Genomic DNA, 23519 nt, shown 5'->3' with positions numbered 1-23519 from the left:
GGTCAGGAGCGCAGCTTTCTGGAGCGCTACGTGGTGACCGAAGAGATGTGTGTAGCCAACGCGCCGGTTCGCTCGTTCTTCGTCGCTGACCGGCAGAGCGGTCCGACGCTGATCCGCTATGCGTCAGAGCATATCAAGCAGTCCATCCTACCCCGGATCATCCGCGGCGAGGCCAGCTTCTGTATCGGAATGAGCGAGCCCGGTTCGGGATCGGACCTGTTTGCGGCCAAAGCCAAGGCCACAAAGACTGATGGCGGTTGGCTGATCAACGGCACCAAGATCTGGACCAGCAACGCCAACGTGTCCGACTACATGATCGGCCTGTTCCGGACCTCGGCGCCCACTAAGGAAAACAGGCGGCATGGCCTGACGTCGTTCTTGGTGGATATGAAAACGCCAGGCATCACCTGCAACGTCATCCGCCAGATGTCTGGGCAGCGCGAGTTCAACGAAGTGGTGTTTCAGAATGCGTTCGTTCCTGAGGGCAACCTGCTTGGTGAGATCGACGGCGCCTGGAAGCAGGCAACCAGCGAACTCGCCTACGAGCGCAGCGGGCCTGAACGCTTTCTCGAAACCTACGCGGTTCTGACCGAACTGGTTCGCTCGCTCGGACCGGATCCTGATATCCGCGCGGCGGAAGGCCTGGGGCGACTGGTGGCGCAACTCCATACGCTACGGCGCATGTCGGTCTCTGTTGCCGGAATGCTCGAAGCCGGCAGGGAGCCGGTGGTCGAAGCAGCCATCGTCAAGGACATAGGTACGATTTGGGAGCAGCGGTTGCCACACGCGGTGCGCGATCTCGCCGCCTTCGTCGATGCCAAAGCCAGCAACCTCGCTACCCTTGACGAATGCCTCGCCTTCAACCTCAAAATTGCTCCCAAGCTCACCATTCAGGGCGGCACCACCGAGGTTCTGCGCGGAATCATTGCGCGCGGGCTCGGCCTACGCTGACGTCAATATTCTGAGGAGCCGCTCACTACCGCTGCAGCAGATGCCGCATCAGTTCCCTCGCTGAACGACGGCGCGCTCATGGAAGTTCGCAGGCTGTCGCTGAACTTCTTCGATCTATCGTCTATCCGGCAGATCACCGACGCGGAGGCGATGGCAAGTGTCGTGCCGGCGTTCTCGCTGCAGGCGGAAAAGCATTGTGCTCCGGTGCGAGTTTCGACAACTCGGGTAGGAAAATTCCTGAGGAACCGCGACAGTGTCTGGTGCCCGAGTCTCACGCAACACGGCGACCGACTATGATTCGAATGAGCGATCCTGCTCCGGCAGACCGGAGATTTCGCAACGCGCGTGAGAAGGCGGCACACCGTCGCCCGCGAAATTCTCGCATGGCCGGCACGCCTATCCTGCATTTAGCGTTGCGAAAGCATCTTCAGCGGATTCTGATCAGCCGCTTGCCGGTATTCTCCCCTCGGTAGAGCCCGGCGATCGCTGCCGGCGCGCATTCGATGCCGTTCTGTATGTCTTCGGAATAGCGCAATCGTCCATCGCGAATCCATTGTGACAGACGAGAAACAGCCTCCTCGTATCGAGACGCGTAGTCGAAGATGACGAAACCCTCCATTCGTGCGCGCTTGACCAGCAAGTGGCGCTCGGCGCGCGGACCGTTCGGCCAAGGATCCCAAGTCGGGAACGAAGCAGTTCCACAAATCACTACGCGCGCGCCGACGGCTAGATGCCGAAGTACGGTGTCGCTGATGACGCCACCGGTATTGTCGAAATAGAGATCGATCCCGCGTGGGCAGGCCTTGCCGAGCGCCAAGTCCAGATTGTCGCTTTTGTAGTCGTACGCCTCGTCATAGCCGAACAGCTCGCGGCACTGCGCGACCTTCGCCGGTCCGCCGGCAATCCCGATCGTTCGGCAACCCGAGAGCTTCGCGATTTGGCCGGCCGCCGACCCCACCGCGCCCGCCGCGGTCGACACCACCACAGTATCGCCGGGGCGCGGCTGACCGATGTCCAGCAGCCCGAAATAGGCGGTGATGCCGTTGAGACCGGTGACGCCGAGTGAGAGCGAAAGCGGCAGGTCGTCTTCTTGGACCTTGCGCGTGACGGCGGCAGGTCCGACGACGGCGAATTCTTGCCATCCGAACATGCCCATCACCTTGTCGCCCGGCTTGAAGTCCGGATGCGCCGACTGTAGCACTTCGCCGGCGGCGAACGAGCGCATAACTTCGCCGATGCGCACGGGCTCCGAATAATTGGCGACGCTACTGACCCAACCGCGCATAGCAGGTTCGACCGAAAGAAAGACGTTTTGTACCAGGATCTGCCCATCCAGCAGATCGGGAACCTCCGACTCGACGATCTCGAAATCGTGGGCCTGCGGAATATCAGCCGGCCGGGATTTCAGAACGACCTGGCGATTGCGATTGTTCTTCATAGACAACGGTTCCTGTTGAGGTCAAATTCGGAAGACGATGCCGCCCAATCTTGGATAGAGGAAGACCGTCGAATTCTTCGCTAGTCAACCTTGGCGCCGAGACTTGAGAAGGGCCTGCGTGTCTCCTTCGAGATGCAGGCATAAGATAGCAAAGTCGGGTTTGCTCGGCTTTGCGGGTCGGTTTACTTGCCGGCCAGTTTTTCGCGTAACATGTCAACGGCCTCGGGATTAGCCAACGCGGAGAGGTCGCCCGGATCCTTGTCCTCGAACACGGCGCGTAAAACGCGACGCATGATCTTCATATTGCGGGTGCGCGGCAGATCATCGACGAACAAAACCATTTCCGGGCGATAAGACGGGCCCATCCCTGCGACGATGGCCAACGACAGTTGGTTTTCGAGGCTGCGATCGCCCATGACGCCCGGCATCGGCACGCAGGCGCACACGATGGCCGAGCCCTTGACTGGATGTGGAATGCCGAATACCGCGGCTTCAGCAAGCTTGCCGGTCGCGATCAGAATGCCTTCGAGTTCCGACGGCCCGGTGCGCTTGCCAGCGATCTTGATGGTGTCGTCGGAGCGGCCGAGAATGTAGTAAAGTCCGTCCCGGCCACGCATCGCGAAATCGCCGTGCACCCACAATCCAGGCAGTGTGCTCCAATAGCTTTCGATATAGCGCGCATCGGCCTTCCACAGGCTCTTGGTCAGTCCAATCGAGGAATGCCGCAGAACCAGTTCGCCGACCGTCCCATCGGGGACGCGCTGCCCCGTCAAATCGACGATGTCGGCGCCCACGCCCAGCGCGGGTCGCGCGAAAGAGCCCGGGTTCATCGGGTGATTGGGCGTCCCCGTGAAGATGCAGCCACCGACTTCCGTGCCGCCCGACATGTTGATGATCGGGACCCTCTTCTTGCAAACGTGCTCGAAGAACCACAGCCAAGGCGCTGTGGCCCACGCTTCGCCGCCAGAGGCCGTCATCCGCAGGCTGGAAAGATCGTAGGATTCGACTTCGATCCCGTAACGCATCAGACCGCGCACGATCGTCGGCGAAACACCGAGGTAGGTCACCCGATGTTCGGCGATCAGTCGCCAGAAACGCGCCGTATCCGGATAGTCCGGAGTACCTTCGACTACCAGCAAGCTGCCACCGGCGAAGCTCGGGACGCAAGCGCACATCGAGCCCACCATCCAGCCCATATCGCTGAAGAAGAAAAACCGATCCGTCGATTTGAAATCGCCGCAGATGATCGTGTCGCGGGTCACCATGGATCCGATGAACCCGATATGGTTCCAAACGCATCCCTTCGGTTCGCCCGACGTGCCCGAGGTGTAAAGCAGGATCGCAGGGTCTTCCGCCTGCATCTCGGCGGTTTCAATCAGGCCGCCCTTGCCGGCGATGGCATCATCCCACCAGAGATCCCGGCCCTTCCGCATCGGCGTGTCGATCGCAAGATTGCCGCGACGCGCGACGATCACGTGTCTTACGGTCGGCGAGGCCTCCAGGGCCATGTCGAGCACAGATTTGAGCGGCCCCGAAGTACCGCGCCGCCATGTGCCGTCAGCGGTGATGACAGCCTTTGCTTCTCCATGATTCAAGCGGGCCTGAATGGGCGCAGGGCCAAACCCGGAGAACAGCGGCATGACGATCGCCCCGAGTTTCAGGATGGCAAAGAAGGCGACCAACGTCTCCGGCAGATTCGGCATGTAGATTGCGACCACGTCGCCGCGTCCGATCCCGATTTCGTGGAGCCCCTGCGCCAAACGCCCGACTTCGAGGTCGAATTCACGGTAGGTCAGCGAGCGTCGTTCACGCTTGTCTTCGCCTTCCCAGACGAGGAACGTCTGGTCCCAGACCGCGGTGTCGCGATGCTTGTCGAGGCAATTAAGCACGATATTGGTGGTGCCGCCGACGCACCAGCGCGCCCACGCCTGACCGCTGGAAACATCCAGCATCTGGTCGTAGTCGCGATAAAATCTCACATCGCAGAACTTGAAGACTTCCTGCATCAACCATGCGGGATCGGCTTCTGCTCTTGACGCAAGTTCGTCGTAATCGCTTTGGCCGGTGGCACGCAGAAACGCGGTCAAATTGCTTGCCGCCGCCAGTTCCGATGGCGGCGTCCAGATATACGGCGTTGCATCGTTCATGTCAGTCATCCGGGCTCTCTCACGCGCAAGTGCGTTACTTCTTGAGCAACGGGCAGGCGCTTTCTTCCGGCGTCACGAACGCATCCTTGCCGGGGATCACCTGAACTAGCTTTTCGTAGTCCCATGCCCCATTCGATTCGGCGGGCGACTTGGCCTGCACCAGATACATGTCATGGATCAACTGGCCGTCTTCACGCAGCGACGCGTTGCGGGCGAAAAAATCCTCGATAGGCATCGACTTCAATTGCGCGATCACCTTCGGGCCGTCGTCAGTGCCGGACTTTTCGATGGCCTTAAGATAATTGGTCACCGCTGAATAAAGCCCGGCATGAACCATATTCGGTCGTTTGCCGGTCTTGTCCATGAACTTCCTGGCGAAGGCCCGCGTTTGGTCGTCGAGATCCCAATAGAAGCCGGTTGTCACCAGCAGACCTTGTGCTGCCTGCAATCCAATAGCGTGGATATCGCCGCTCTGCATCAGGAACACCGCCAGGCGCTGCTTGCCTTTGGTAAGTCCGAATTCCTGAGCCTGCCGGATCGAGTTTGCCAGGTCGCCGCCAGTATTGGCGAACGCGACGACGTCGGCCCTGGAGCTTTGCGCCTGCAGGATATAGGACGAGAAGTCCATACTGTTGAGCGGATAGCGAACTTCACCGGCGATAGTGCCGCCGAGTCTTTCCACCGTCTTGGCCGCATCATTGCGCAACGCGTGCCCGAAAGCGTAATCGACGGTCAAGAAATACCAACTCTTGGCGCCCTCCATGACGAGCGCCCGCGCCGTGCTATTGGCGAGTGCGTAGGTGTTGTAGATCCATTGTACGGAATTTGGCGAACACGCTTTGCCGGTAAGATCCGACGAACCTGCCGAAGCAACCAAAATTGCCTTGTTCTTCTGCTTGGCTAATTCCTGCACGGCAAAGGCCACGGCCGAGTTGACGAGGTCGACGATGACGTCGACCTTTTCATTTTCGTACCAGCGCCGCGCGATGGCAGCACCGACGTCCGCCTTGTTCTGGTGGTCGGCGTCCACCATGACGATCGGCTTGCCGGCGACCTTGCCGCCGAAATCCGCAATCGCCATCCGAACGGCTTCTACTGACAACGGACCGGCGGCGTCGGCGTACACGCCGCTCAGATCCGTCAGCACGCCGATCTTGACGCTGTCATCCGATATCTGTGCGCGCGCCGATGTTGTCATCAGCGTTGCGATCCAGACGAGGGTGAAAAATTTCAGGATCTTCTTCATTGTTTCCTCCAGGTATCCTTCAAGCCTGTTTGGCTATTTTTTGACGTGGAGCGCAAACCGAAAATTTTCGGCCATTTGGCCGGATTCCGGCTGATCGAAGCGTGTGCCTCTGGATCTTGTGTTGGTGTCATCGGCGGCGCATCGATAGAGGTGATCCACGCAGGCAGTTTGCCGTAGGCCGATGCGCTCGCGCAGAAAGCAAATACGGCTTCGCCGCAACTGCCGAGCCGGGCGCTTTCGCAGAGATGAGCGCGACGACTTCTCCCCGAAGCATGGGATCGGGACGCGGAACAACGGCAGATTGCCGAACGCAAAGAGCGACGTTGACGACGCTTTCGACCTCCGCAGCCGCTATATTTATATCGGCGCAGCGGATCATGTGCTTGAGGCGCAGTTCGCGGGATGGATCGGCATGGTCGACACGCCGATGCCGTATGAGCGGAGCGACACAGACAGACGAACTGAACGGCACGGCGCCTGCCGTCGATAGGAAGATGCGGTGGAGCATGTGCATGGGAACCAAACGCCGAAACGTGAGATAAAATCGCGCGCAGAAACCAATTCCGCTTGGCTGGCCAATAGGCCGGGCGTTCCGAACCAATGTCAAACAATTAAAGAGTTCTATAAAACTCATATGCATTTTGGGCTCCACTTTGTCGGATTTGACCCTAGTCCGCGGACAGAAGTCTTCCGAGTTCAGCGGCGTGCGCGTCTCGTATTGAAGGCGAAAACATTCTGACATGATGAGTACGATCGCAGGTTCGACGGCTCGCTTCCGGGCCTTGGACGAAATGTCGCGGTGTCGGCGTGTCATGTGACTCATAGGACTGTCATATCGACCAAAATGAGCGAGTAATTCCGAAGCGAGAGCGACTCATAAAATTGCAATCGGCAGCTTGCTCGGCTCGAGAAGGAGTTAGGAATTCAATTACTCGCGCGAACGACGCGCGGCGTCGCCGGCCGGTGCGACGTTTCGCGATTGCGCGGCGCAGGCCCGCAGCGAGATTGACAATGCAAAGGGGACCATCCTCCCTTTTAGGGAGCTTCAGGGTCGCTTACATATCGCTGCGCCCGCTGAGAGTGGAAACCCCGACCTCTTCATCGCCCATGTCGACATGACACTCATCGACGAGCCTCATGCTTTAGACGAGATCGCACGTGAAGGTGCTGAAGATCATTCTCGCGCCGAACTGCGCAGTGCGGAAGATGACGCAGCCTATGGGTGGATCAATCGGGCACTGCCGGCAGAAGAGCTCGACGGGTTTGTTGCTGGTCTGGCGCGCAACATTGCGGCACTCCCTGATGGTATCGCCCAGGCGGCCAACGTGTGTTGCCTCCCGTTGATCTGATGGTTGCATTTGCGCGAGAGGAGGAGTGGGGCAAGCTCTTCGCCAACTCTGCCGCCGGTCGCCTCATCCGCGGTGGACTTAAGCAAGGTGCGCAAACGCCGGACGGTGAGAAGCGGCTCGAAGCCATTCTGCGCGCCATCAAACAGTGAGGCGAAATCTGAAACGGACCGACGGCTGCCAGCACTGACGGCAGCCCAGAACGCTTTTCATGGCGCCTCCAGAGCCAGAATCCGTCCTCCGATCTCTTCAAGTCGGGTTTGGTAGCGCGCAGGTTCGAGCAGTTGGCACGGGAAATAGAGGCCCGCAGGCGCTGGCGGTTGCCCGTCTAGCCCCAGGCACCTCTCGAGAACCATCGCCACGCCGAGTCCGGTAAGGGGAAATTGGCCCTGCGGATGAATCACAGCGTGGCGTGTAGACAGGGGGCGGCCAGTATCGTCCTTTCCCTGGAGTTCAATCACGATCTCGGTCGACATCGACTCGCCGCGTCTGCGGCTGGAGCTTATGCCTATCGCCAAATTGATTTCGACATTCGGCGCGTTCGTCGCGGCTACCAGCGCAAGGATATCGTTCGGCGAGATTGTGTTCGCGTCCATCCGTGTGCCGTCAAAGGCGCGAAAACGCGTCCTGGCCTGCTCCCCGGAACGCCAAACATAGTTACCGTTTCGACGTGCGAGAGCCGCAGGCGGCACGTTTGTCAGCCCTTCGAGGTCTGACACCTGTGCTGGTCCGCCCATATCCTCATCGTCCAGCAGCAGGCCGCTGCGGATCTCATCGATCTGCGAGAAGCGCCGTGCCAGGGCGAGGGTGGTGACCGATGTCGCGCCGACCAGCCACTCCGTGCCAAGGACCACCGCCGAGCGGGTGGGATCTTGCATGAAGCCCGCAACCTCGGGGCCGATCTCGCTGATACCCGTGGAGATTCCGATGTAGGGCTGGCCTCGCTTTCGGGCAAAGCGGAAGCCAGACAGGGCCTCGTCCCGAAACAGAACCGCAACGGCGCTGACTGACTGACCGCCGATGCTCAGATCATCCGCCGTCAGATCGAGCATTACTCCTTCCGCCTGGCCAACTTCCCCGGCGATCTTCCGTGCCTTGCTGAGATTCCGCCCGCCGATAAGCAGGGGAACGTCCGGCGCCGTTGCTCGCAGATACCTGGCAGTGTGTCGACCGACGATGCCCGATCCACCAATGAGAAGAATGGGATCCAGTGACATGACAAACCCCTTTGCAGGCAACGCCTGTGTTCTCGCTTGCTGCAGCCCGTCGTGGCCGGGCCCAGCCGCTCGGCGGGCCGATCGCTACATTGGACTGCCACAGGTCAGGACTTGTCCGGCACGCGGGCGATCACCTTGATCTCGAAGTCGAAGCCGGCGAGCCAGTTGACTCCGATAGCCGTCCAGTTCGGAAAGGGGGCTCGCGGGAAGTTCTCGCTCTTCACCGTCATGATCGTGCCGAATTGCTTCTCTGGATTCGTATGGAAGGTGGTCACGTCGACTATGTCGTCGAATGTGCACCCTCCTGCTGTGAGTGTCGCTTCGAGATTGGCGAATGCGAGCCTGACCTGTGCTTCAAAGTCAGGCTCGGGCGAACCGTCGGCTCGGCTTCCGACTTGACCGGACACGAATAGCAGGTCGCCGGAGCGATCGCCGCCGAATATCCGTGCCGTTCGTACAGAGCGTGGCGGTCCTGAGGGAAAATAGCTTCGCGATGTAGCATGGGAGTCCTTCCATTGCCCTCGTTCGGGCCGTTGGCTGATCTTGTTCGGCAAGGCCGGACGAACCGCCAATTGAAATACGGTCCGTATGTGAATATAGGACATACGGCGCGTATGTCAATTCACATGCGCTCCGTATATGAAAAGGGGGCGCAGATGACAGCCAAGCGGCGTATCGAAACGATGGAGGAAAATAGAGCTAAACTCATATTGGCCGCGCGAAAGGCGTTCGCCGAGAAAGGGTTTGCCGCCGCGTCCATGGACGAATTGACCGCGGAAGCGGGTTTAACGCGCGGTGCGCTCTACCACAGTTTTGGCGACAAGAAGGGCTTGCTCGCGGCTGTTGTGGCCCAGATCGATGACGAGATGGCGGCACACGCGACAGAAGCCGGCGCCGCAGCGGACAGTGATTGGGAAGGGCTGCTTGCCGAAAGCGAAGCCTATATCGAGTTGGCGCTAGATCCAGAGGTACAACGAATTGTATTGCTCGATGGTCCTGCCTTTCTTGGAGATCCGTCGCGATGGCCCAGCCAGAACGCCTGCATCCAAGTAACGAAACAGAAGATTGCGGGCCTTATCTCCGAACATGTGCTCAAACCCGTTGACGTCGAAGCCGCTGCCCGCCTGCTTAACGGAGCGGCATTGAATGCAGCCTTGTGGGTGGCCGCCAGCGACGAACCAAGAGTAGCCCTGCCAAAGGCCGTCAATGCATTCCGTTTGATGGCAGCAGGGCTACTGGCGGATCAGCGCCGAGCGTGAACGAGAGCCATCCGAGATGGCCATGCCTCCCGGCAGTAGACGAAAGTCACTTGCGTTCCACCTTCTGCGACACAGATGGGCGCCCAACAACACGAGCGTAGCAAAATGTGCGGTGGTAGTTGTGGTGGTATCGGCGCTGCACGGGCCATCAGACTCCGAAGCAGCATCAATTGTCCCGATCTGCCTCGAGCACGAGAAGAAGTAGCGATGAAAGCTGCAGTGTATGATCAAAACGGGCCGCCAGAAGTTCTTCGTTATTCCGACGCTCCGGATCCGGAGATTGGCTCTGGAGACATCCTGATTCACGTGGAAGCTGTTTCCCTTGAGGGCGGCGACGTGATCAACCGTCGCAGTTCCCCGCCGGCGCATCCTGCATACATTGTCGGTTATGCCGCAGCCGGGACCGTGGTAGCGATCGGTAACGAAGTCACGAATCGAGATATTGGCGATCGGGTCACATCCTGGGGGCTGAGTGGTTCTCACGCGCAACTCCGCGCCGTGTCGGCGCAACAGACCTGGATATTACCTGCACGCGCAGACATTGCCGAAGCCGCAGCAATCCCGATTGGCTTTGGAACGGCCCACCATTGCCTGTTTGCACGAGGACGGCTTTCAAGCGGAAGCACTGTCTTGGTTCAAGGTGCAGCAGGGGGCGTCGGAATCGCAGCGGTGCAGCTTGCCCATCAAACCGGAGCGACTGTGATTGCCGTCGCAAGCGGCGAGAATCGTGCCAGGGGGCTGATCGAGCTCGGCGCCTCGCGTGTCATCGACCACAACCGCGAATCCGTCGCCGATGTGGTTCGTGATCTCACCAACAATCGCGGCGTCGACCTGGTGGTCGATCCGGTCGGCGCCACCTTGGCGACTTCTCTTGCAGCGCTCCGCGATGAAGGAAGTCTGGTGTCCGTAGGAAATGCGGGCGGTGGGTCATTGACGGTGGACCTCTGGCAGGCGCTGCAGCGCAATCAATCGATCCTTGGCGTGTTCATGGGAACCGTGTTTTCACGTCCAGAAGCGCGTCGAACTGTCGACACGATGCTTGCTGACCTCTCGCAAGGCAGGCTCACCGTGCCGATCGATCGACGATTTCCACTAGCTCAGGCTGCCGCCGCTCACCGTCATGCCGAGGACAACAGGATTCTTGGCCGTGTCCTTCTAATCCCCTGACGACTGTGGACCCGACCCAAGATGCATCGATCCTTGAGCGCGTACGGTCGTTCACAAACGCTGCATGGCGTTCAGTCACATTGCAGAACGTGATTATGACGCCGAGACAGCGCATTAAGGCCCGGCCCTGTTAGGCCGAGCCTTGGAGGGACGGGCTAAGTGCGTCCTAGACGATTGCGCCACAGTCGGCGGTCAGGATGGCGCCGGTGTTCACGCTTGCGGCGCCTTAAAGAACTAAAGATCCGCGATCGCTGCTTCCGCTTCGCCGAAGTGTTTCGAACTGTGCATGCTCGAAGCGCTACGGGACCGCGGCTCTCCGCTCGAGGTGGGCGTCCAAAGGCCTTAGCCTGTCGGATACGTCGAGGGCGTACACCCCTGCACTTATCTCCGACGCGTTTAGCCCGTCACGGCTTGTTTGAAGCCGGCCGTAGATCGCAGAGTACGCCCAGAAGCCGTCATGGCCGGCTCCCGCCGACGTGGCAAGGCCGGATATATCGACGACACGGACATTCGCGGTCCTCGCCCCTGAGATGACGCGGGGGTCGTCGATGTTCGCCGCTCCAGCCCGGAGTTGTCCCCCCGCGAGAAACCTGGAGAACGACAGAGCCTGGTCTTCTTTGGAGACAAGCACTGTGATGGGCGAGCGAAGGCGGCCGATGACGCGTAATTGCTGAAGGAACACCTCGGTGTCAATGTCCGGCGCCGCGAGCGTTACATCGTCGAGCTTCTCGATAGTTCGAACGTCCGACGCGATGCGAATTTGCCGAACGGCTTCCATGGTTAACCAAGACCCCATGCTATGCGCGACGAGCTTGACGCCCCTCACCCCACGCTCGGCCGCAAGCCGCGTGACAAGATGGGCGAGCGCGTCGCGCGAGAGGGTCACCGCATCCTTGTCGGCGATATAGCCGGTAAGTTCTGCCTTTGACGGCCAGGAGAATAGAACCGCGGACGGCCCCGCACCCGAGTCAGCAACGAGCTGAGCCGTCCGAAACAGCGACTCTTGAAAACTATTGTTGTAACCATGAACGAAGATGCCGACGTCGTGGCCAAGTGAATCACCGCGAGCAGCAGCCTGCCCGATTTCGAGCAGGAACCTCTCTTCATCGAGACGCTCTGCCGAAACGACTGAAAAATGCCTAGCTGGGTCAGGAGCGTATGTTGGCCACTCAATCTCGGTAGGCCTATGAGTGGGAGGGATGGAGATCACATAGCGGAAGTACGCTGGCGTTGCAGCGCCACCTTCGGCGAGAGGTACCGGCGCTTCAGGCTGCGCAGCACGAGTGCTCGCGACGAAGACTTTCACAAGTTTCGCCGCGCCAACGCTCGGAACGGGCTCAAGCACCCCCGGCCCGGGCCGACGCGCGCAACCACCAAGCGTGATGGCGCAAATTACGATCAAAGCTGTCATGTTATAGCGAGCCGACCGTCGTCGGCACATCATCGATCCCGCTCCCCCCCCCCCAAATAGTCGTGATCCAGCGGTTCGTCAGCGCGTCAGCTAAGCCACCAATAAAGTCTAACCCGCTACCGTCGCAGGTTAGGGCCGAACCGAAATCGACCAAACGCAACGGTCACCACACCACCGCAGTAGCCCCAGCGCCTGAACGGGGACGATCGTTAAATCGATTCGACCCTATTGTCGGAGTCCGAAGTGCGTACATGAGCAGCAACCGAGGCAAACACTCCTAGAGTTGAAGTAAGCTAACGAGGTTGCATCCTGGCCGATAGTCCGCCGTTTAGGAACGCTGCGTTCCAAATATGGCAACGTCACTCCAATCCACGGCGGCAGCACCGCCCCCTTCGCGCGTGCGAAACGCGGGGCCTATCGCGCTCGGGCCAAAATGCGGCGTTTTCGACCCTTCGACCCGAGCCGAGAGTATGTGGCTTACAAAACGAACAGGTTCAATGCAGCCATAAGAGGAAGCGATTTCCTCAGCAAGCTCATGCTCTAAATAACTGAAATACGACACGATGATTCCGCTCGAATGCGTGGTCGCTTCCAAGGCCAGCTGTCAACATTTTAAACCGTGTATTACTTTAGCAGCGCCGAAAGGAAGTCTAGAAAGGAAGGATGAATACACGCACCTTCTGAGACACCGCGCATCCTGCGACACGCTCAGCAGACAGGGACATCGGTTGTAGCGCGGTTCACAGTGCAGGGCTTTCCGGTCAATGATGTCTTACGACCTAGACGCAATTCTTTCCGAGCGGCATCAGCCCTTTGTCATCGAAACCGAAACGTTCCTGATGTCGCCCTCGGAGGTTATCAATATTGACTGCCCGTTTCCGGATGTCGTGAGCGCTAAGTTAGCATTGAACCCGGGCGCATCGACGGTTGCAGTCATTCGGCTTCCTTGAGCACTTCCTTGCAGGCTTCCGCTGATACCACGGGATGCCTCAGTCCATGACCCGGACAGGCGCCCTCCCTCGCTGATGGCATCGCTGATCAACTCGAACTTGTAGCTGTCGCTTGCGCAACGAAGCGTCTGCCGTAGTGTCGCTCCGTCGAGAGATACACGGTACGTCGCACGGCAGCGCAACCGCTGCTTCAAACCGTCTGACATTGAAATACTTCCGTTTCCGGACCACGAGCCCGCGAAGCCCGAGAACGGAGCCGACTGCGCGTTCGCCGGCGAAGTCACAAATACGAGGAAAGATGCAGCTGCGACGCGTCGAAGTTGTCTCTGGCGTGACATGTTAGATCCTATCGATATCAAGTTCGATGCGGCTCTCGTTCTCTTTTACACTTTGGATCCCGACCGGCCGGTCGAGGTCGATTAGCGATCGGAGCTCAGTCCAACACGTGACACACTAAAGCCAAGCGACGTCCGAACCAGACCAAGCTCACATCCCTCGTCTCGAAAAACAAAGCGCCATGCTGCCTTACAAGCCGGTTGACCCGAGCGAGAGGCCGGAGGCTTGCGGCAAGACAGCTGGGAAACATCGCTACCTGTCCGGCCGGGTCGCCGCCACCGATGTCGATGGCCTTCGTGTCACGGCAGAAGCTGTCTGAGTACTCGATCGCGGCACAGTTACCTCAATGGGCGGCTGAGCTTGATTTGCGTGGCATCGGCAGATGCAAGTTGACCTCGGCCGATATGCCACGCAGTGCGATGAGTCCCGTGGGGCTCAATTGTCCCCGTAATAGCTCCCGAAGTACTTAACGGGTGACCAACTCGGGAGAATCTCGGGAAGTTCTGGAGATAGAGCGCTATAGTCCTGTGCACCAAACACAACCTTACCGTCCATAATAGTCAGAACAGAAGAGACGGATTTGATCTGATCCTCCGGTACGGAAAAGTAATCTCTGTCGAGAATAGCGAAATCCGCGAGATTGCCCGGGGCGATTAAGCCCATTTCGGATTCTGCATTCGTGAACCACGCTGGACCACTGGTAAACAGTTTCAGTGCTTCGGCGCGGGAGAGACGGTTGTCCTTGGCAAGAACTTCGGATCCGGACACAGACTTTCCAGATACCATCCAGCTAATGCCGGCCCAAGGGTTGAACGTGGCGGCCCGAAAGGCGTCGGTAGTCATGGCCAGTGGGATGCCGCTATCAACGAGCATGCGCAAACGAGGGGTACTCAAAGCCTCCTCGCGACTATGGGTCTTTATGAAACCATCGGCGTGCAGCGCCATTTTGGCGTCCAGAGCGATGCCGCCACCCAGCTTTTTCACCCGATCAATGTTCTCCGGACTAATGGTCTCGGCGTGTTCGAGACTCCATCGCAAGCCATCAAGCGGGATTGTTTCGTTCACCTTCTCCAGAGCGTCGAGAAAGGGGGAGATGTTCTCGTTGTAGGTGGTGTGCATGCGGAACGGGATGCGCCGCTCTACCAGCCTCCTCACGTCCTGCTCGACGAAGCGCCGCATCTTCTCCGGCTCGATGATAACCGCCGGACGATCGAAGTTCTCATGATCGTGCACTTCTCCGTTCAGAACCTCCCCAGCCCCTCGATATTCATGGCCATGTGCCAGGGTGGGGTGCAGGTTTTGTCCTGGGCTTATCGGGGCTGTTTTCGTGATCGCCTCAAGTTCCAGATCCACCATGTTTACCGGCCCGCCTTTGCCGAGTTGCAAGTCCACAAAGGGCATGCGCACATTGAGACGGTTGTCTCGTGCAAGCATGTCTACCCTTGCCTGGGCTTTGGGGTATTCCCATCTACCGCCGTTATCGATGATCGAGGTCACGCCAAACCGGTTCAGACCGCGGATGCTATAGATCAACGAACTCACTTCTTCGTCGAACGTGGGCTGTGGCACCATGGTTTCCAATGCGAGAAACAACCAGGTGTAGCCGTGGACCACGCCGGTGTATTGTCCGCGGCTGTCCTTTTCGAGTTCGGTGCCCGGCACCTGTGGGAACCGATCGGTGCCCATACCAAGAACCTCCATCGCCCGCTTGTTCAAAAAGGCGCGATTATAGGCATACTGTACTATCAAGGGCCGATTGGGGACGGCCTTGTGCAATTCGTCTATGGTAGGAAAGCGGTTCTCCTCAAACTGGTACGGGGACCAACCTCCAATCACTTTAACCCATTGGCCCTCCGGCGTGCGTTCGGCCTGCTCGCTCAGCATCGTCAACGCGCGACGCAGCGTCGGCGTGCCATCCCATCGCACATTGTAGTTATAGGCCATGTCGTTGAGGACATGAATATGAGCATCGACGATGCCGTGGATGAGCCTGCGGCTGCGCGCATCAAATACCTTGGTCTCGGATTTCTTTAGGCCGAGAACATCTTCGTCGGAGCCGACGGAATAGATGCGACCGTTCTTGACGGCCAAAGCCGAAGCCTCGGGCTGCCCACGGTTGCCGGTGAAGATCTTTGCGTTAAAAACGATCAGGTCAGCGCCAGAATCATTTCGCGTCGATTGCGCCTGAATCGCGGAGAACGGAAGGATCGTCAAAAACGCGATTAATATTCCTCTGATCATTTTACCCCATTCGGCTATTTTTTAAGTCGATCGGCCTCGCTAGACGGTATTCGTCACAGCAAGTTCTTCATCGCATGAGGCAGGATGGCGAGCATCGACATCTACCGTTTGCCAGCTCGCAACTCACGGCGGTCAACGTGCTCGGTCGCACTCAGCCCGCTTCCATGCGCTAAAACGCGCCATCCAAATCCTCGCATGCCGTTGTCACAAATTGGCTTGTTGGACGACACACGTCCTTAGACGATGCCTAAACGGCCAGTACCATCGACGTTCATTCGACGGTAGTTAGTTGCAGCCATACACTGTGTCGCAGAATCGGGAACGAGCCGGTGACTTGCACTGGACGATAGCACACAGGCGAATGCGCCAACCGAGCGCCGACCGGAACGTCAGGCGACGCGCGCGATTGCAGTCCGATGAACTGCTACCTGCGTGCGTACGGACTGCGCACGTTCGCGCTGCGGCCGAACGGGACGCCGACACAGATGATGTCGTAAAAGTCTGATGAGGTCGCAGCTTCGGCTTCGGAAACGAGGCGACAACCGTTTCAGACGCGATGACCTTATCGTAACCGACGTATCGGTCAGCGTTCCTCTCGCTGCGACACAGTTTGACACTTCTTGCTGCTGCGAGACGTCCACTCGAGCACCAGATTGCCAGAGATAGGGCTTCAGGCGCCTCTCGTAATCTCTACGTGAGCCGCTCGGGTGCTCGAACCACGATACCAGAAGGGCAGGTTATGATTGATCTGAGTGGGAAGCGTGCATTGGTGACAGGTGCGTCGCGGGGCATTGGGGCGGCCATCGCGTTGGCGCTGGCCGAGAACGGCGCCGACGTCGCATTCACCTACCAGCACTCGACCGAGAAAGCGCAAAAGGTGGCCGATTCGATCAGAAGCGCGGGGCGTCGCGTGATCGCGATTGAAGCCGACAGCGCTCACCCGGGAGCCGTCATGCGCTCCGTGAGAGAGGCCGTATCGGCGCTCGGCGGACTCGACATCCTCGTCAATAGCGCAGCTATCAGCCACAACGGCATGATTGCCGATATCGACGTTGCGGACTTCCAAACCCTGATGGATGTCAATGTCCGAGCGCCGGTGCTGTTCGCGAAGGCAGCTATTCCTCATCTCGGCGAGGGAGGGCGCATCATCTCGATCGGTTCGGGGCTGGGAGAGCGGGTCCCGTTCGCTGGCGTGACTGCCTATGCGATGTCGAAGGCGGCGCTGACTTCCTTCACCCGCGGCCTTTCGCGCGAACTCGGACCGAAAGGTATCACTGTGAATCTTGTCCAGCCCGGATCGACCAATACGGATGCAAATCCGGCGGACGGCCCTGGTGCCGAGTTTCAGCGCAACTTGTCGTCTTTGGGGCGCTTCGGTGAGCCGCACGAAGTCGCGAGCGCGGTGGTATTTCTCGCCAGCCCCGCTGCGAGCATAATTACCGGCGCTATCCTAACCGCGGACGGGGGTGCGATCGCGTAAAACTGGCGCTATCATTGAAAAATCACTCAACCGCAGGCACTCAGCGCAAGTGCTCGCCATAGAGTGTGATGGAAAACCGCAATCTATTCGGCGAGCTTTCGGTCGAGTACAATTTGGTCATAGCCGAACGATACGGGCGGGCGGCCAACGGCAAAGGGATCGCGTTCTCGTTTCGACGACGCCTATGAGCTGTTCCCCGTCGTCGCGGACCGGCGGTCGCACCGCGTGGAATTGCTCAGCGGCGGATAACAGCAGATAGTTGCGATCGCGCGCTTCTCTTGCGACCAGGCCTCCTAATTGATCATGGACGAGCCATCCATTGGACCCGAAAGTTGACACAAAGAGGAATGGGCTTGCTCCTCGTCGAACAGAACGTCGACATAGCTTCCGAGATCACAGACCGGGCGCACTTATAGTCCCCGGCCGGATCGTTCACGAGATTGGCACCGGAGAATGGGAGGCGTTCCTGTCGGATGATCGGTTGGCAAACGCCTATCTCGGAGTTCATCGATGCCTTGAGTGTCTTCCCGTGTGTCGTGGTTTCCGAGGCACACGGTTAATTCTCCCGACAGCGGACGTATGTCATACGAACCGCTTGACCGTGATCTCCTCCAGATCGAGTTCTTGCTCGATTGCGTGGAGCACGCTGTCGTGGATTTGGTCGTCCCGATACATCCGCAGCAATTCTTTGCGACCGGCGGAAATTGCTGCCAAGACGGCCGTGAAGTGATCCGCGCGGTGCGACGTCAATATTTCGGGCTCCTCCGAGAATCGCGCCGACGCCCTTACCCGGTGGGAATACTGCTCCATCAAGCGAGGATGACGATGGCTTCCGTCTGGTTCGAGTGACTCTTTTTCGATCGCCGCCAACTGAGCGGCAGCAATGCGAGCACGGGCATCGGCCTCAGAAAGTTGCGAATTGTGCAACGAGCCGATCCTGGCTCCCGAGAGCAGTCGTACGAGCGGCGCTAGGGTAGAGCCTTGCAGAAGAACCGTCGCGAGGATGACCGCGAACGTCACCGCCAGGATGAGGTCTCGACCGGGAAAGGCCTCGGGAAGTGAAAGGGCCGCGGCGAGACTGACCACTCCCCGAATCCCCGCCCAACTCATGATGAAGGGCACGGATAGCGGAGGATACGGATCCCGCGCACGGAGCATGGGGATCAACGCACGAGGAATGTAAGTCGTCGGAAAGATCCAGGCGAACCTCGCGAAGATCACGGCCGCGACGATCGCCACGGTTGCGGGCAGGAGCTCGAGCAAGGCTTCTGATCCGCCGAGCCTGATCAACATGCCGCGGAGCGAAAGGCCTATCAGGACGAAAATCAGGGATTCCAGCAGAAAGACAACGACCCCCCAGACCGCCGCCGATCGCGTGCGAGTGACGGCTGACAGGAGATCGTGCTGACGCCACCCCATAACCATGCCGCACGAGACCGTGGACAGCACTCCGGAAACGCCGATCTTCTCCGCCGCGATATACGAGATCCACGCGGTCAGGAATCCCCAGACGACGGAGAGGTCTGCATCGTCGATCCGCTTGAGGACGAAAATTGATACGTTGGCGAAAGCAACCCCCAACGCCACTCCGCCGGCTGCGAGCCAGGAAAACTGAAGCACAGCATGGGTTGGGCTGAATGTGCCTGTTAGCGTTGCGGCGACCGCGAGCCGAAAAAGAACCAGCCCGGACGCGTCGTTCACTAGGCTTTCTCCCTCCAACAGCACGATGACTCGCTGCGGCAAAGGCAGTTTCTGAAGTATCGCCTTAGCCGCTACGGCGTCTGGCGGCGAGACTATCGCGCCTAGAGCGAAGCAGGCTCCCCAAGGAAGGGTCGGTTGCACCATGTGCGCCACCACTCCGACGACCAGCGTCGTAAAAACAACGGCTCCCACGGCAAGTTGCATTATGATTCTTATGTCCGCGCGGAAATCCCGCCAGGCGGTGAACCATGCGCTGGCCATCAACAACGGCGGCAGGAAAAGCACCATGACTAGATCGGGATCGAGTTCGATGTTTGGAGTTCCCGGGATCATGGCAAGACCGATCCCACCGACGATAAGCGCCGCGGCACGAGGAAGCTCAAGCCGCTGCGCGAGCTTTTCGAGAACAACGATCATAGCGATGAGCAAGAGCACGATCTCGAAGCGAGTGATGGAGGACATGTCTTCCTTGTCTGGACTTGCCCATCAACAGGCTTGATTGAGCAATCATTGAGACTGGGACAGGCTCGGCCTGATCCAAGAGGAGCCAGCGAGAGCTTTTGCCTGTTGTGTCTCGTCTAGTGGGCAATGGTGTCTCAACCTGGCCTCGCGAACATAACGCACTTCTAAGTCTGTCCCAGTCGGAAAAGGCGAAATCTGCGTTCCACTTTGCACGACACAGAGGATCAAGTCGTGCGACTACCGCGTTGGGTCCCAAAGCGATATGTGGCAAGCAGGCGAGCGTCATGGTGGGCGCTCCCGGAAGAGCCGAGTCGATTCGGGATCGCCTGATCTCATCGAGATTGGGAAAGGCGGACAATGCGATCTCGATGCCGCGGTGCCCGAAGGTGAAGCGGGCGATCTTTTCAGCTAGGGGACCGGCTGCTTCGATATGCGCCCGCAATGAGGAGCCGCTGATCGGAGCTGGTTCGCGGCGCGATATCCGGCTCGTAACCACTGGCGAGCTTCGCGTAGTGACCCGCGGAAAGCCTAGCGGCGCCAGCTACGCCGGAAGCCCGAGAACTCAGAAAGTACCACGGACCCCGTCGAAGTGGGTTTGGATGTTTGCCCTGAGCATGGCCTCCTCTAGCGCATGGGCGGATTCGATCTGCCCCTCGCCGCCACCCTATGCGCTGCTGCGTCAGGATGAAGACTACAGCTATCTTCGTGATCCCGGGTGCAAACGCGATTTCATAGACCCCATCAAGTTCATTTCTTTGAGTCCTGAAAAAGATCAGTATCTAACCTTGGGCGGTGAAGTTCGGGAGTGGTACGAGGGATTTAGGAACGCCAATTGGGGGGTGGGACCACAAGACCGCGACGGTTACCTCCTTCAGCGCATTTCAACCTACTCGGATTGGCATCTAGGGGACGGGATCCGGCTCTTCGGGCAACTTTCCAGCGCGACATTAGTTGGACGCAACGGCGGGCCCCGCCCGGTGGATGAGGCTCAACTGTGGTTGGAACAGGCGTTTGCCCAGTTCGACGTACCGGCCTTCTCGAGCGCGGATATTTCGGTCCGCCTTGGGCGGCAGGAGTTTCGATTCGGCTCTGGTAGATTCGTGGACGTGCGCGATGGACCGAACGTCCGGCGGGCATTCGATGGAGTCTCGGCTGTCTTGGATGTCGGCGGTTGGCACGCAACCGCGCTCGTCACCCAACCGGTACTGAACCGACCGTCTGTGTTCGACGATCCGTCGGACACGCGCACGACGTTTTGGGGCCTCTACGCGACCAAGGCGGTCTCTTCGATGGGTGGCGGCCTCGATCTGTATTATCTGGGCATCAACAATCGCCAAGCTACCTTCGATCGCGGCACGGGAGACCAGCAGCGTCATACATTCGGCGCGCGGGCTTTCGGGTCGAAGGGAAATTGGGATTACGATTGGGAATTGACATATCAGGCCGGCAGTTTTGCGAGTCTTCCGTTAAGCGCCTATTCTTTCGCCACAGAAACGGGCTACACCTTCAAGTCCATACCTTTCGTGCCCCGCGTGAGTCTGAAAGCGGCGGCGACGAGCGGTGACGGCGGCCCGGCAAGTGGTACATTCGGAACATTTAGCGCTCTATTCCCCACAGGAATCTACTTCGGTCAAGCTGCAATCGGCTTGAACGGCGCTCCCAATCTGTTGGCGCTGGGCGCCACGTTCAAGGCCAATCTATCGGATTCAATTCAGCTGGGAATTGACTACGACCTGTTCTGGAGAAATAGTCTACACGACGGCGTCTACGGGTTAGCCGGCAATTTGCTTCGGACGGGACAGGAGAGCCGCGAGCGCTACATCGGAGACCAGCTTTCGGCGTCGATCGTTTGGCGAGCCACCCGGCACGTAGACGTTTCGCTGGCCTATGCCTACTTTTTCGTTGGACCGTTCCTGACCGCGAGCGCGATACCCGGTCGCGACGTCCAATATGGCTCCGCCTACGTGAGATTCAAGTTCTGAAAGACACTCAGGCCAATTGCTGTGCTGCTCCGATGCCATGATGTAGCGGCCGGCACAACGACTTCGTTGTCCCGCTCCACAACCGGCCTTACGGAAGACTTTGATTACGCTGCGCATTGGAGAGGCGTTTCTCCACTGCTCGGTCGACGGATACGGTGCCGGCCGAACTCGCCGCCGGCCCGAACGTATCGAAACTGTGGGGGATTTGAGTTCTTGAAGTCGATTACGCGCTGATACATCATTCGCAGCATTTTTTTGTGTGTATGTGTGTGTTCGACGTCTTCCTTCGATATTTGTGCGAACGCGGCCAGGAGCCGCGCCGCAGATTGCTTGACCTCGTCGATCGTGAAGTCGTACAGCCAACTCGCATTTCGGCGCGACTGTCGCCCGAAAAAAGGCATGGCATGGCGCAACAAGTCTTGGACGCTCATGCCTACCAGGCGCAATGGCTGCACAACCAAAACCATCAAAGTTCGCGGAGGTTAGTCGTGACAAAAAGTTGCCCTGTTCTTACGTCGGCTGAAAGAAAGGCCGTCGACGTCATCAAACGTGCGGACATGGCGCTGGCTGCTGCGGTCTCTCTGGCTTTGGAAGAGGCGGTCAAACAGGCTACCGAAGACATGCGAGCAATCGATCAGGAAGACGCCACGCCGGTGCTGGAATATTTTGCAGGCGTCGTTCATCAGCGAATGTATTGCCTGATGTGCGGTGCAGATCCGGACACTTTTGAAGGAGGCGATCCGGATATTGCCTACCACGTCATCCGAAACAGTCAGAACATCGCCAGGCACTATTGGTCTGCGGACATCGAGCCCTACCCACCCAAGTAGTAAAGGGCTGTCTTATGACAACCGGCGCAGGCTGTTCTAGGCGCGACTGGATCCGGATGAGCAAGACCAGCAGTGACGGGCGCGGGACAGTTGCGACGGAAAGCATCCTCCGCCGCCTGAAGACCTTCGCCATCGCGCCTATCTGGCGGTCGTTCAGCAGATCGGACTGCATTTTATGGCGATCTACTGCATAGGTGCGAAGCCCAACGCCGAGGCGAAGCTATTGGCTCCGTTATAGACGCTGTGCAGGACGACACTGGGCCAAAGCGAACCTGTTGCACGAAAGAGAATCGCGGAAAGAACACCGACCGTGATCGCGACGGGCAGTATCACGCTCACGCCGTGCGCTAGGCCGAATATAATTGAGCTGAGAACGACGCCGGCAAACGCACCGTAGCGGTTAAGCGCATTCGCAACGACGCCCCTGAACAGGATTTCCTCGCCGAAGGGCGTGAAAATGGCGCCGCCCAGGAATGATAGGAGAAACGGAAGCGGGCCGCCCCGGGCGGCGGCATGCAGTATGCCTTGAGGGTCACTCCTTCCGAACCACGTCAGATAAGTGAACTGTATGATCAGGTTGAGACCGTAGCCGACGATCCCCGCCCCAACTGCGGTCACGAGCCATCGGGATGATACCGGCTTGAACCCGAACGGGCGCAGGGCGCGTATGCGCAGGCCGAATGCTGCAGAGAAAGCGCCGACCCCGACAAAACCTCCCGCGGTCGAGCCGACAACCCCCAGGAGGACAGGATCGCCTCGGGGAAGAAGTCCCAGTAGCAAGGCGAACGCAAAAAGAAGCGCCGCATATGCCACGAGTCCAATCAATGTTTCTAGCAAGCCAGGTCTTTTCCATCGATCTTTGACCATAATCCCCCTCAAGTAAGACAAGACGGTGCATGGGCATCTCGCTCTATCGGGTTAGATTCGCAGGACAACATTGCGTCAACTTTGGCTCGGTCGCGCTACTGAACCGCGATAAATTCCATCGGTAGATCGCCCCTCCGCTGGGCGCCGTGGCAGTGGTGATGCGACCGCGATGATGATCTGCGACTTGCTTGACCAGGCTGAGACCGAGGCCAGCACCAGACAAGCGCCGCCGCAGCCGATGAAAGGGTTCAAGCACCCGCTCGTGTTCCTCCGCCGGAATACCAAGCGCTAGGACGGCAGCGACGCTGCGCGCGAGGACCCGGAGGTCGATCCGGTCGCTCGGCGCGCCATTGTCCAATCGATGAAGATCGAGCAACTGCTCGGAGAGGATTGCAAGCCGTGACATGTCCGGCAAACGCGACCGTATGCCCTTATCGTTCCCGGCGTCGATCTTCATCTTCAAAATAGCGATCGGTGTTCGCAGCTCG

General features: G+C 58.8%; 17 protein-coding genes and 2 pseudogenes. 9 read left to right on the top strand and 10 right to left on the bottom strand.

The window, feature by feature from the left end:
• The coding region (locus tag OZ411_RS15485; RefSeq protein ID WP_282528677.1) for an acyl-CoA dehydrogenase family protein at positions 1-951 on the top strand (951 nt) is incomplete at its 5' end.
• 427 nt (positions 952-1378) lie between these two features.
• Here the strand turns inward: OZ411_RS15485 and OZ411_RS15480 are convergent.
• From OZ411_RS15480 to OZ411_RS15470, 3 genes are all read right to left on the bottom strand, one after another.
• On the bottom strand, positions 1379-2389 hold the full coding sequence (locus OZ411_RS15480) for an NADP-dependent oxidoreductase (RefSeq protein WP_282528676.1): 1011 nt from the start codon (positions 2387-2389) through the stop codon (positions 1379-1381).
• 182 nt (positions 2390-2571) lie between these two features.
• Complete coding sequence (locus tag OZ411_RS15475; RefSeq protein WP_282528675.1) at positions 2572-4545, bottom strand: AMP-binding protein; 1974 nt, start codon at positions 4543-4545, stop codon at positions 2572-2574.
• Positions 4546-4570: 25 nt separating this feature from the next.
• Positions 4571-5782 carry an ABC transporter substrate-binding protein gene (locus tag OZ411_RS15470; RefSeq protein ID WP_282528674.1) on the bottom strand — a complete coding sequence of 404 codons (1212 nt, stop codon included), beginning with the start codon at positions 5780-5782 and terminating at the stop codon, positions 4571-4573.
• A gap of 889 nt (positions 5783-6671) precedes the next feature.
• Here OZ411_RS15470 and OZ411_RS15465 point away from each other — a divergent pair.
• The 3 genes and pseudogenes from OZ411_RS15465 to OZ411_RS15455 form a co-directional block, all read left to right on the top strand.
• Positions 6672-6855: pseudogene (locus OZ411_RS15465) on the top strand (LysR family transcriptional regulator); the annotation flags it as partial.
• A 42-nt stretch (positions 6856-6897) separates the two neighbouring features.
• Complete coding sequence (locus OZ411_RS15460; protein ID WP_282528673.1) at positions 6898-7131, top strand: hypothetical protein; 234 nt, start codon at positions 6898-6900, stop codon at positions 7129-7131.
• Entirely contained in the window at positions 7131-7280 is a 150-nt protein-coding gene (locus OZ411_RS15455; RefSeq protein ID WP_282528672.1) for a hypothetical protein, read from the top strand. Before OZ411_RS15460 ends, OZ411_RS15455 begins: the two co-directional genes overlap by 1 nt.
• 57 nt (positions 7281-7337) lie before the next feature.
• Here the strand turns inward: OZ411_RS15455 and OZ411_RS15450 are convergent, their stop codons facing one another.
• Together OZ411_RS15450 and OZ411_RS15445 are read right to left on the bottom strand one after the other, a co-directional pair.
• On the bottom strand, positions 7338-8345 hold the full coding sequence (locus OZ411_RS15450) for an NAD(P)-dependent oxidoreductase (RefSeq protein WP_282528671.1): 1008 nt from the start codon (positions 8343-8345) through the stop codon (positions 7338-7340).
• Between the two features lie 104 nt (positions 8346-8449).
• Positions 8450-8847: pseudogene (locus tag OZ411_RS15445) on the bottom strand (RidA family protein).
• Between the two features lie 154 nt (positions 8848-9001).
• Between OZ411_RS15445 and OZ411_RS15440 the strand changes: the two are divergent.
• Together OZ411_RS15440 and OZ411_RS15435 are read left to right on the top strand one after the other, a co-directional pair.
• Entirely contained in the window at positions 9002-9604 is a 603-nt protein-coding gene (locus tag OZ411_RS15440; protein WP_282528670.1) for a TetR/AcrR family transcriptional regulator, read from the top strand.
• Positions 9605-9811: 207 nt separating this feature from the next.
• A complete protein-coding gene (locus tag OZ411_RS15435) occupies positions 9812-10771 on the top strand; it encodes a zinc-binding alcohol dehydrogenase family protein (RefSeq protein WP_282528669.1) in 960 nt (319 codons plus the stop codon).
• A 298-nt stretch (positions 10772-11069) separates the two neighbouring features.
• Here the strand turns inward: OZ411_RS15435 and OZ411_RS15430 are convergent, their stop codons facing one another.
• Both OZ411_RS15430 and OZ411_RS15425 read right to left on the bottom strand, forming a co-directional pair.
• The gene (locus OZ411_RS15430) at positions 11070-12077 is read right to left on the bottom strand and encodes an alpha/beta hydrolase (protein WP_282528668.1); all 1008 of its coding nucleotides are present in this window, start codon (positions 12075-12077) and stop codon (positions 11070-11072) included.
• A gap of 1826 nt (positions 12078-13903) precedes the next feature.
• A complete protein-coding gene (locus OZ411_RS15425) occupies positions 13904-15709 on the bottom strand; it encodes an amidohydrolase (RefSeq protein ID WP_282528667.1) in 1806 nt (601 codons plus the stop codon).
• A 739-nt stretch (positions 15710-16448) separates the two neighbouring features.
• Here OZ411_RS15425 and OZ411_RS15420 point away from each other — a divergent pair.
• On the top strand, positions 16449-17189 hold the full coding sequence (locus OZ411_RS15420) for an SDR family oxidoreductase (RefSeq protein WP_282528683.1): 741 nt from the start codon (positions 16449-16451) through the stop codon (positions 17187-17189).
• 582 nt (positions 17190-17771) lie between these two features.
• On the opposite strand, the gene OZ411_RS15415 is transcribed toward OZ411_RS15420, so the two are convergent.
• Positions 17772-19352 carry a Na+/H+ antiporter gene (locus OZ411_RS15415; protein ID WP_282528666.1) on the bottom strand — a complete coding sequence of 527 codons (1581 nt, stop codon included), beginning with the start codon at positions 19350-19352 and terminating at the stop codon, positions 17772-17774.
• A 599-nt stretch (positions 19353-19951) separates the two neighbouring features.
• On the opposite strand from OZ411_RS15415, the gene OZ411_RS15410 reads away from it, so the two are divergent.
• Together OZ411_RS15410 and OZ411_RS15405 are read left to right on the top strand one after the other, a co-directional pair.
• Complete coding sequence (locus OZ411_RS15410) at positions 19952-21334, top strand: alginate export family protein (RefSeq protein ID WP_282528665.1); 1383 nt, start codon at positions 19952-19954, stop codon at positions 21332-21334.
• Positions 21335-21822: 488 nt separating this feature from the next.
• Entirely contained in the window at positions 21823-22164 is a 342-nt protein-coding gene (locus tag OZ411_RS15405; protein ID WP_282528682.1) for a hypothetical protein, read from the top strand.
• Between the two features lie 183 nt (positions 22165-22347).
• On the opposite strand, the gene OZ411_RS15400 is transcribed toward OZ411_RS15405, so the two are convergent.
• Positions 22348-22977, bottom strand: a complete 630-nt coding sequence (locus OZ411_RS15400) for a CPBP family intramembrane glutamic endopeptidase (RefSeq protein ID WP_282528664.1) — start codon at positions 22975-22977, stop codon at positions 22348-22350.
• 97 nt (positions 22978-23074) lie between these two features.
• A complete protein-coding gene (locus OZ411_RS15395) occupies positions 23075-23488 on the bottom strand; it encodes an ATP-binding protein (RefSeq protein WP_282528681.1) in 414 nt (137 codons plus the stop codon).
• Between the last annotated feature and the right edge of the window lie 31 nt (positions 23489-23519).

This window comes from Bradyrhizobium sp. Arg237L (assembly GCF_029990105.1).
Lineage (GTDB): Bacteria > Pseudomonadota > Alphaproteobacteria > Rhizobiales > Xanthobacteraceae > Bradyrhizobium.
The sequence above is the reverse complement of the archived record's forward strand: the minus strand, read 5'-3'. Positions and strand labels throughout refer to the sequence as shown.

Excerpts from the sequence above, each read along its gene's own strand:
- OZ411_RS15480 (WP_282528676.1), bottom strand. The coding sequence starts at position 2,389 with ATGAAGAACAATCGCAATCGCCAGGTCGTTCTGAAATCCCGGCCGGCT.
- OZ411_RS15450 (WP_282528671.1), bottom strand. The coding sequence starts at position 8,345 with ATGTCACTGGATCCCATTCTTCTCATTGGTGGATCGGGCATCGTCGGT.
- OZ411_RS15425 (WP_282528667.1), bottom strand. The coding sequence starts at position 15,709 with ATGATCAGAGGAATATTAATCGCGTTTTTGACGATCCTTCCGTTCTCC.
- OZ411_RS15395 (WP_282528681.1), bottom strand. The coding sequence starts at position 23,488 with ATGAAGATCGACGCCGGGAACGATAAGGGCATACGGTCGCGTTTGCCG.
- OZ411_RS15435 (WP_282528669.1), top strand. The coding sequence starts at position 9,812 with ATGAAAGCTGCAGTGTATGATCAAAACGGGCCGCCAGAAGTTCTTCGT.
- OZ411_RS15470 (WP_282528674.1), bottom strand. The coding sequence starts at position 5,782 with ATGAAGAAGATCCTGAAATTTTTCACCCTCGTCTGGATCGCAACGCTG.
- OZ411_RS15415 (WP_282528666.1), bottom strand. The coding sequence starts at position 19,352 with ATGTCCTCCATCACTCGCTTCGAGATCGTGCTCTTGCTCATCGCTATG.
- OZ411_RS15460 (WP_282528673.1), top strand. The coding sequence starts at position 6,898 with ATGACACTCATCGACGAGCCTCATGCTTTAGACGAGATCGCACGTGAA.
- OZ411_RS15420 (WP_282528683.1), top strand. The coding sequence starts at position 16,449 with ATGATTGATCTGAGTGGGAAGCGTGCATTGGTGACAGGTGCGTCGCGG.
- OZ411_RS15475 (WP_282528675.1), bottom strand. The coding sequence starts at position 4,545 with ATGACTGACATGAACGATGCAACGCCGTATATCTGGACGCCGCCATCG.
- OZ411_RS15455 (WP_282528672.1), top strand. The coding sequence starts at position 7,131 with ATGGTTGCATTTGCGCGAGAGGAGGAGTGGGGCAAGCTCTTCGCCAAC.
- OZ411_RS15440 (WP_282528670.1), top strand. The coding sequence starts at position 9,002 with ATGACAGCCAAGCGGCGTATCGAAACGATGGAGGAAAATAGAGCTAAA.
- OZ411_RS15410 (WP_282528665.1), top strand. The coding sequence starts at position 19,952 with ATGTTTGCCCTGAGCATGGCCTCCTCTAGCGCATGGGCGGATTCGATC.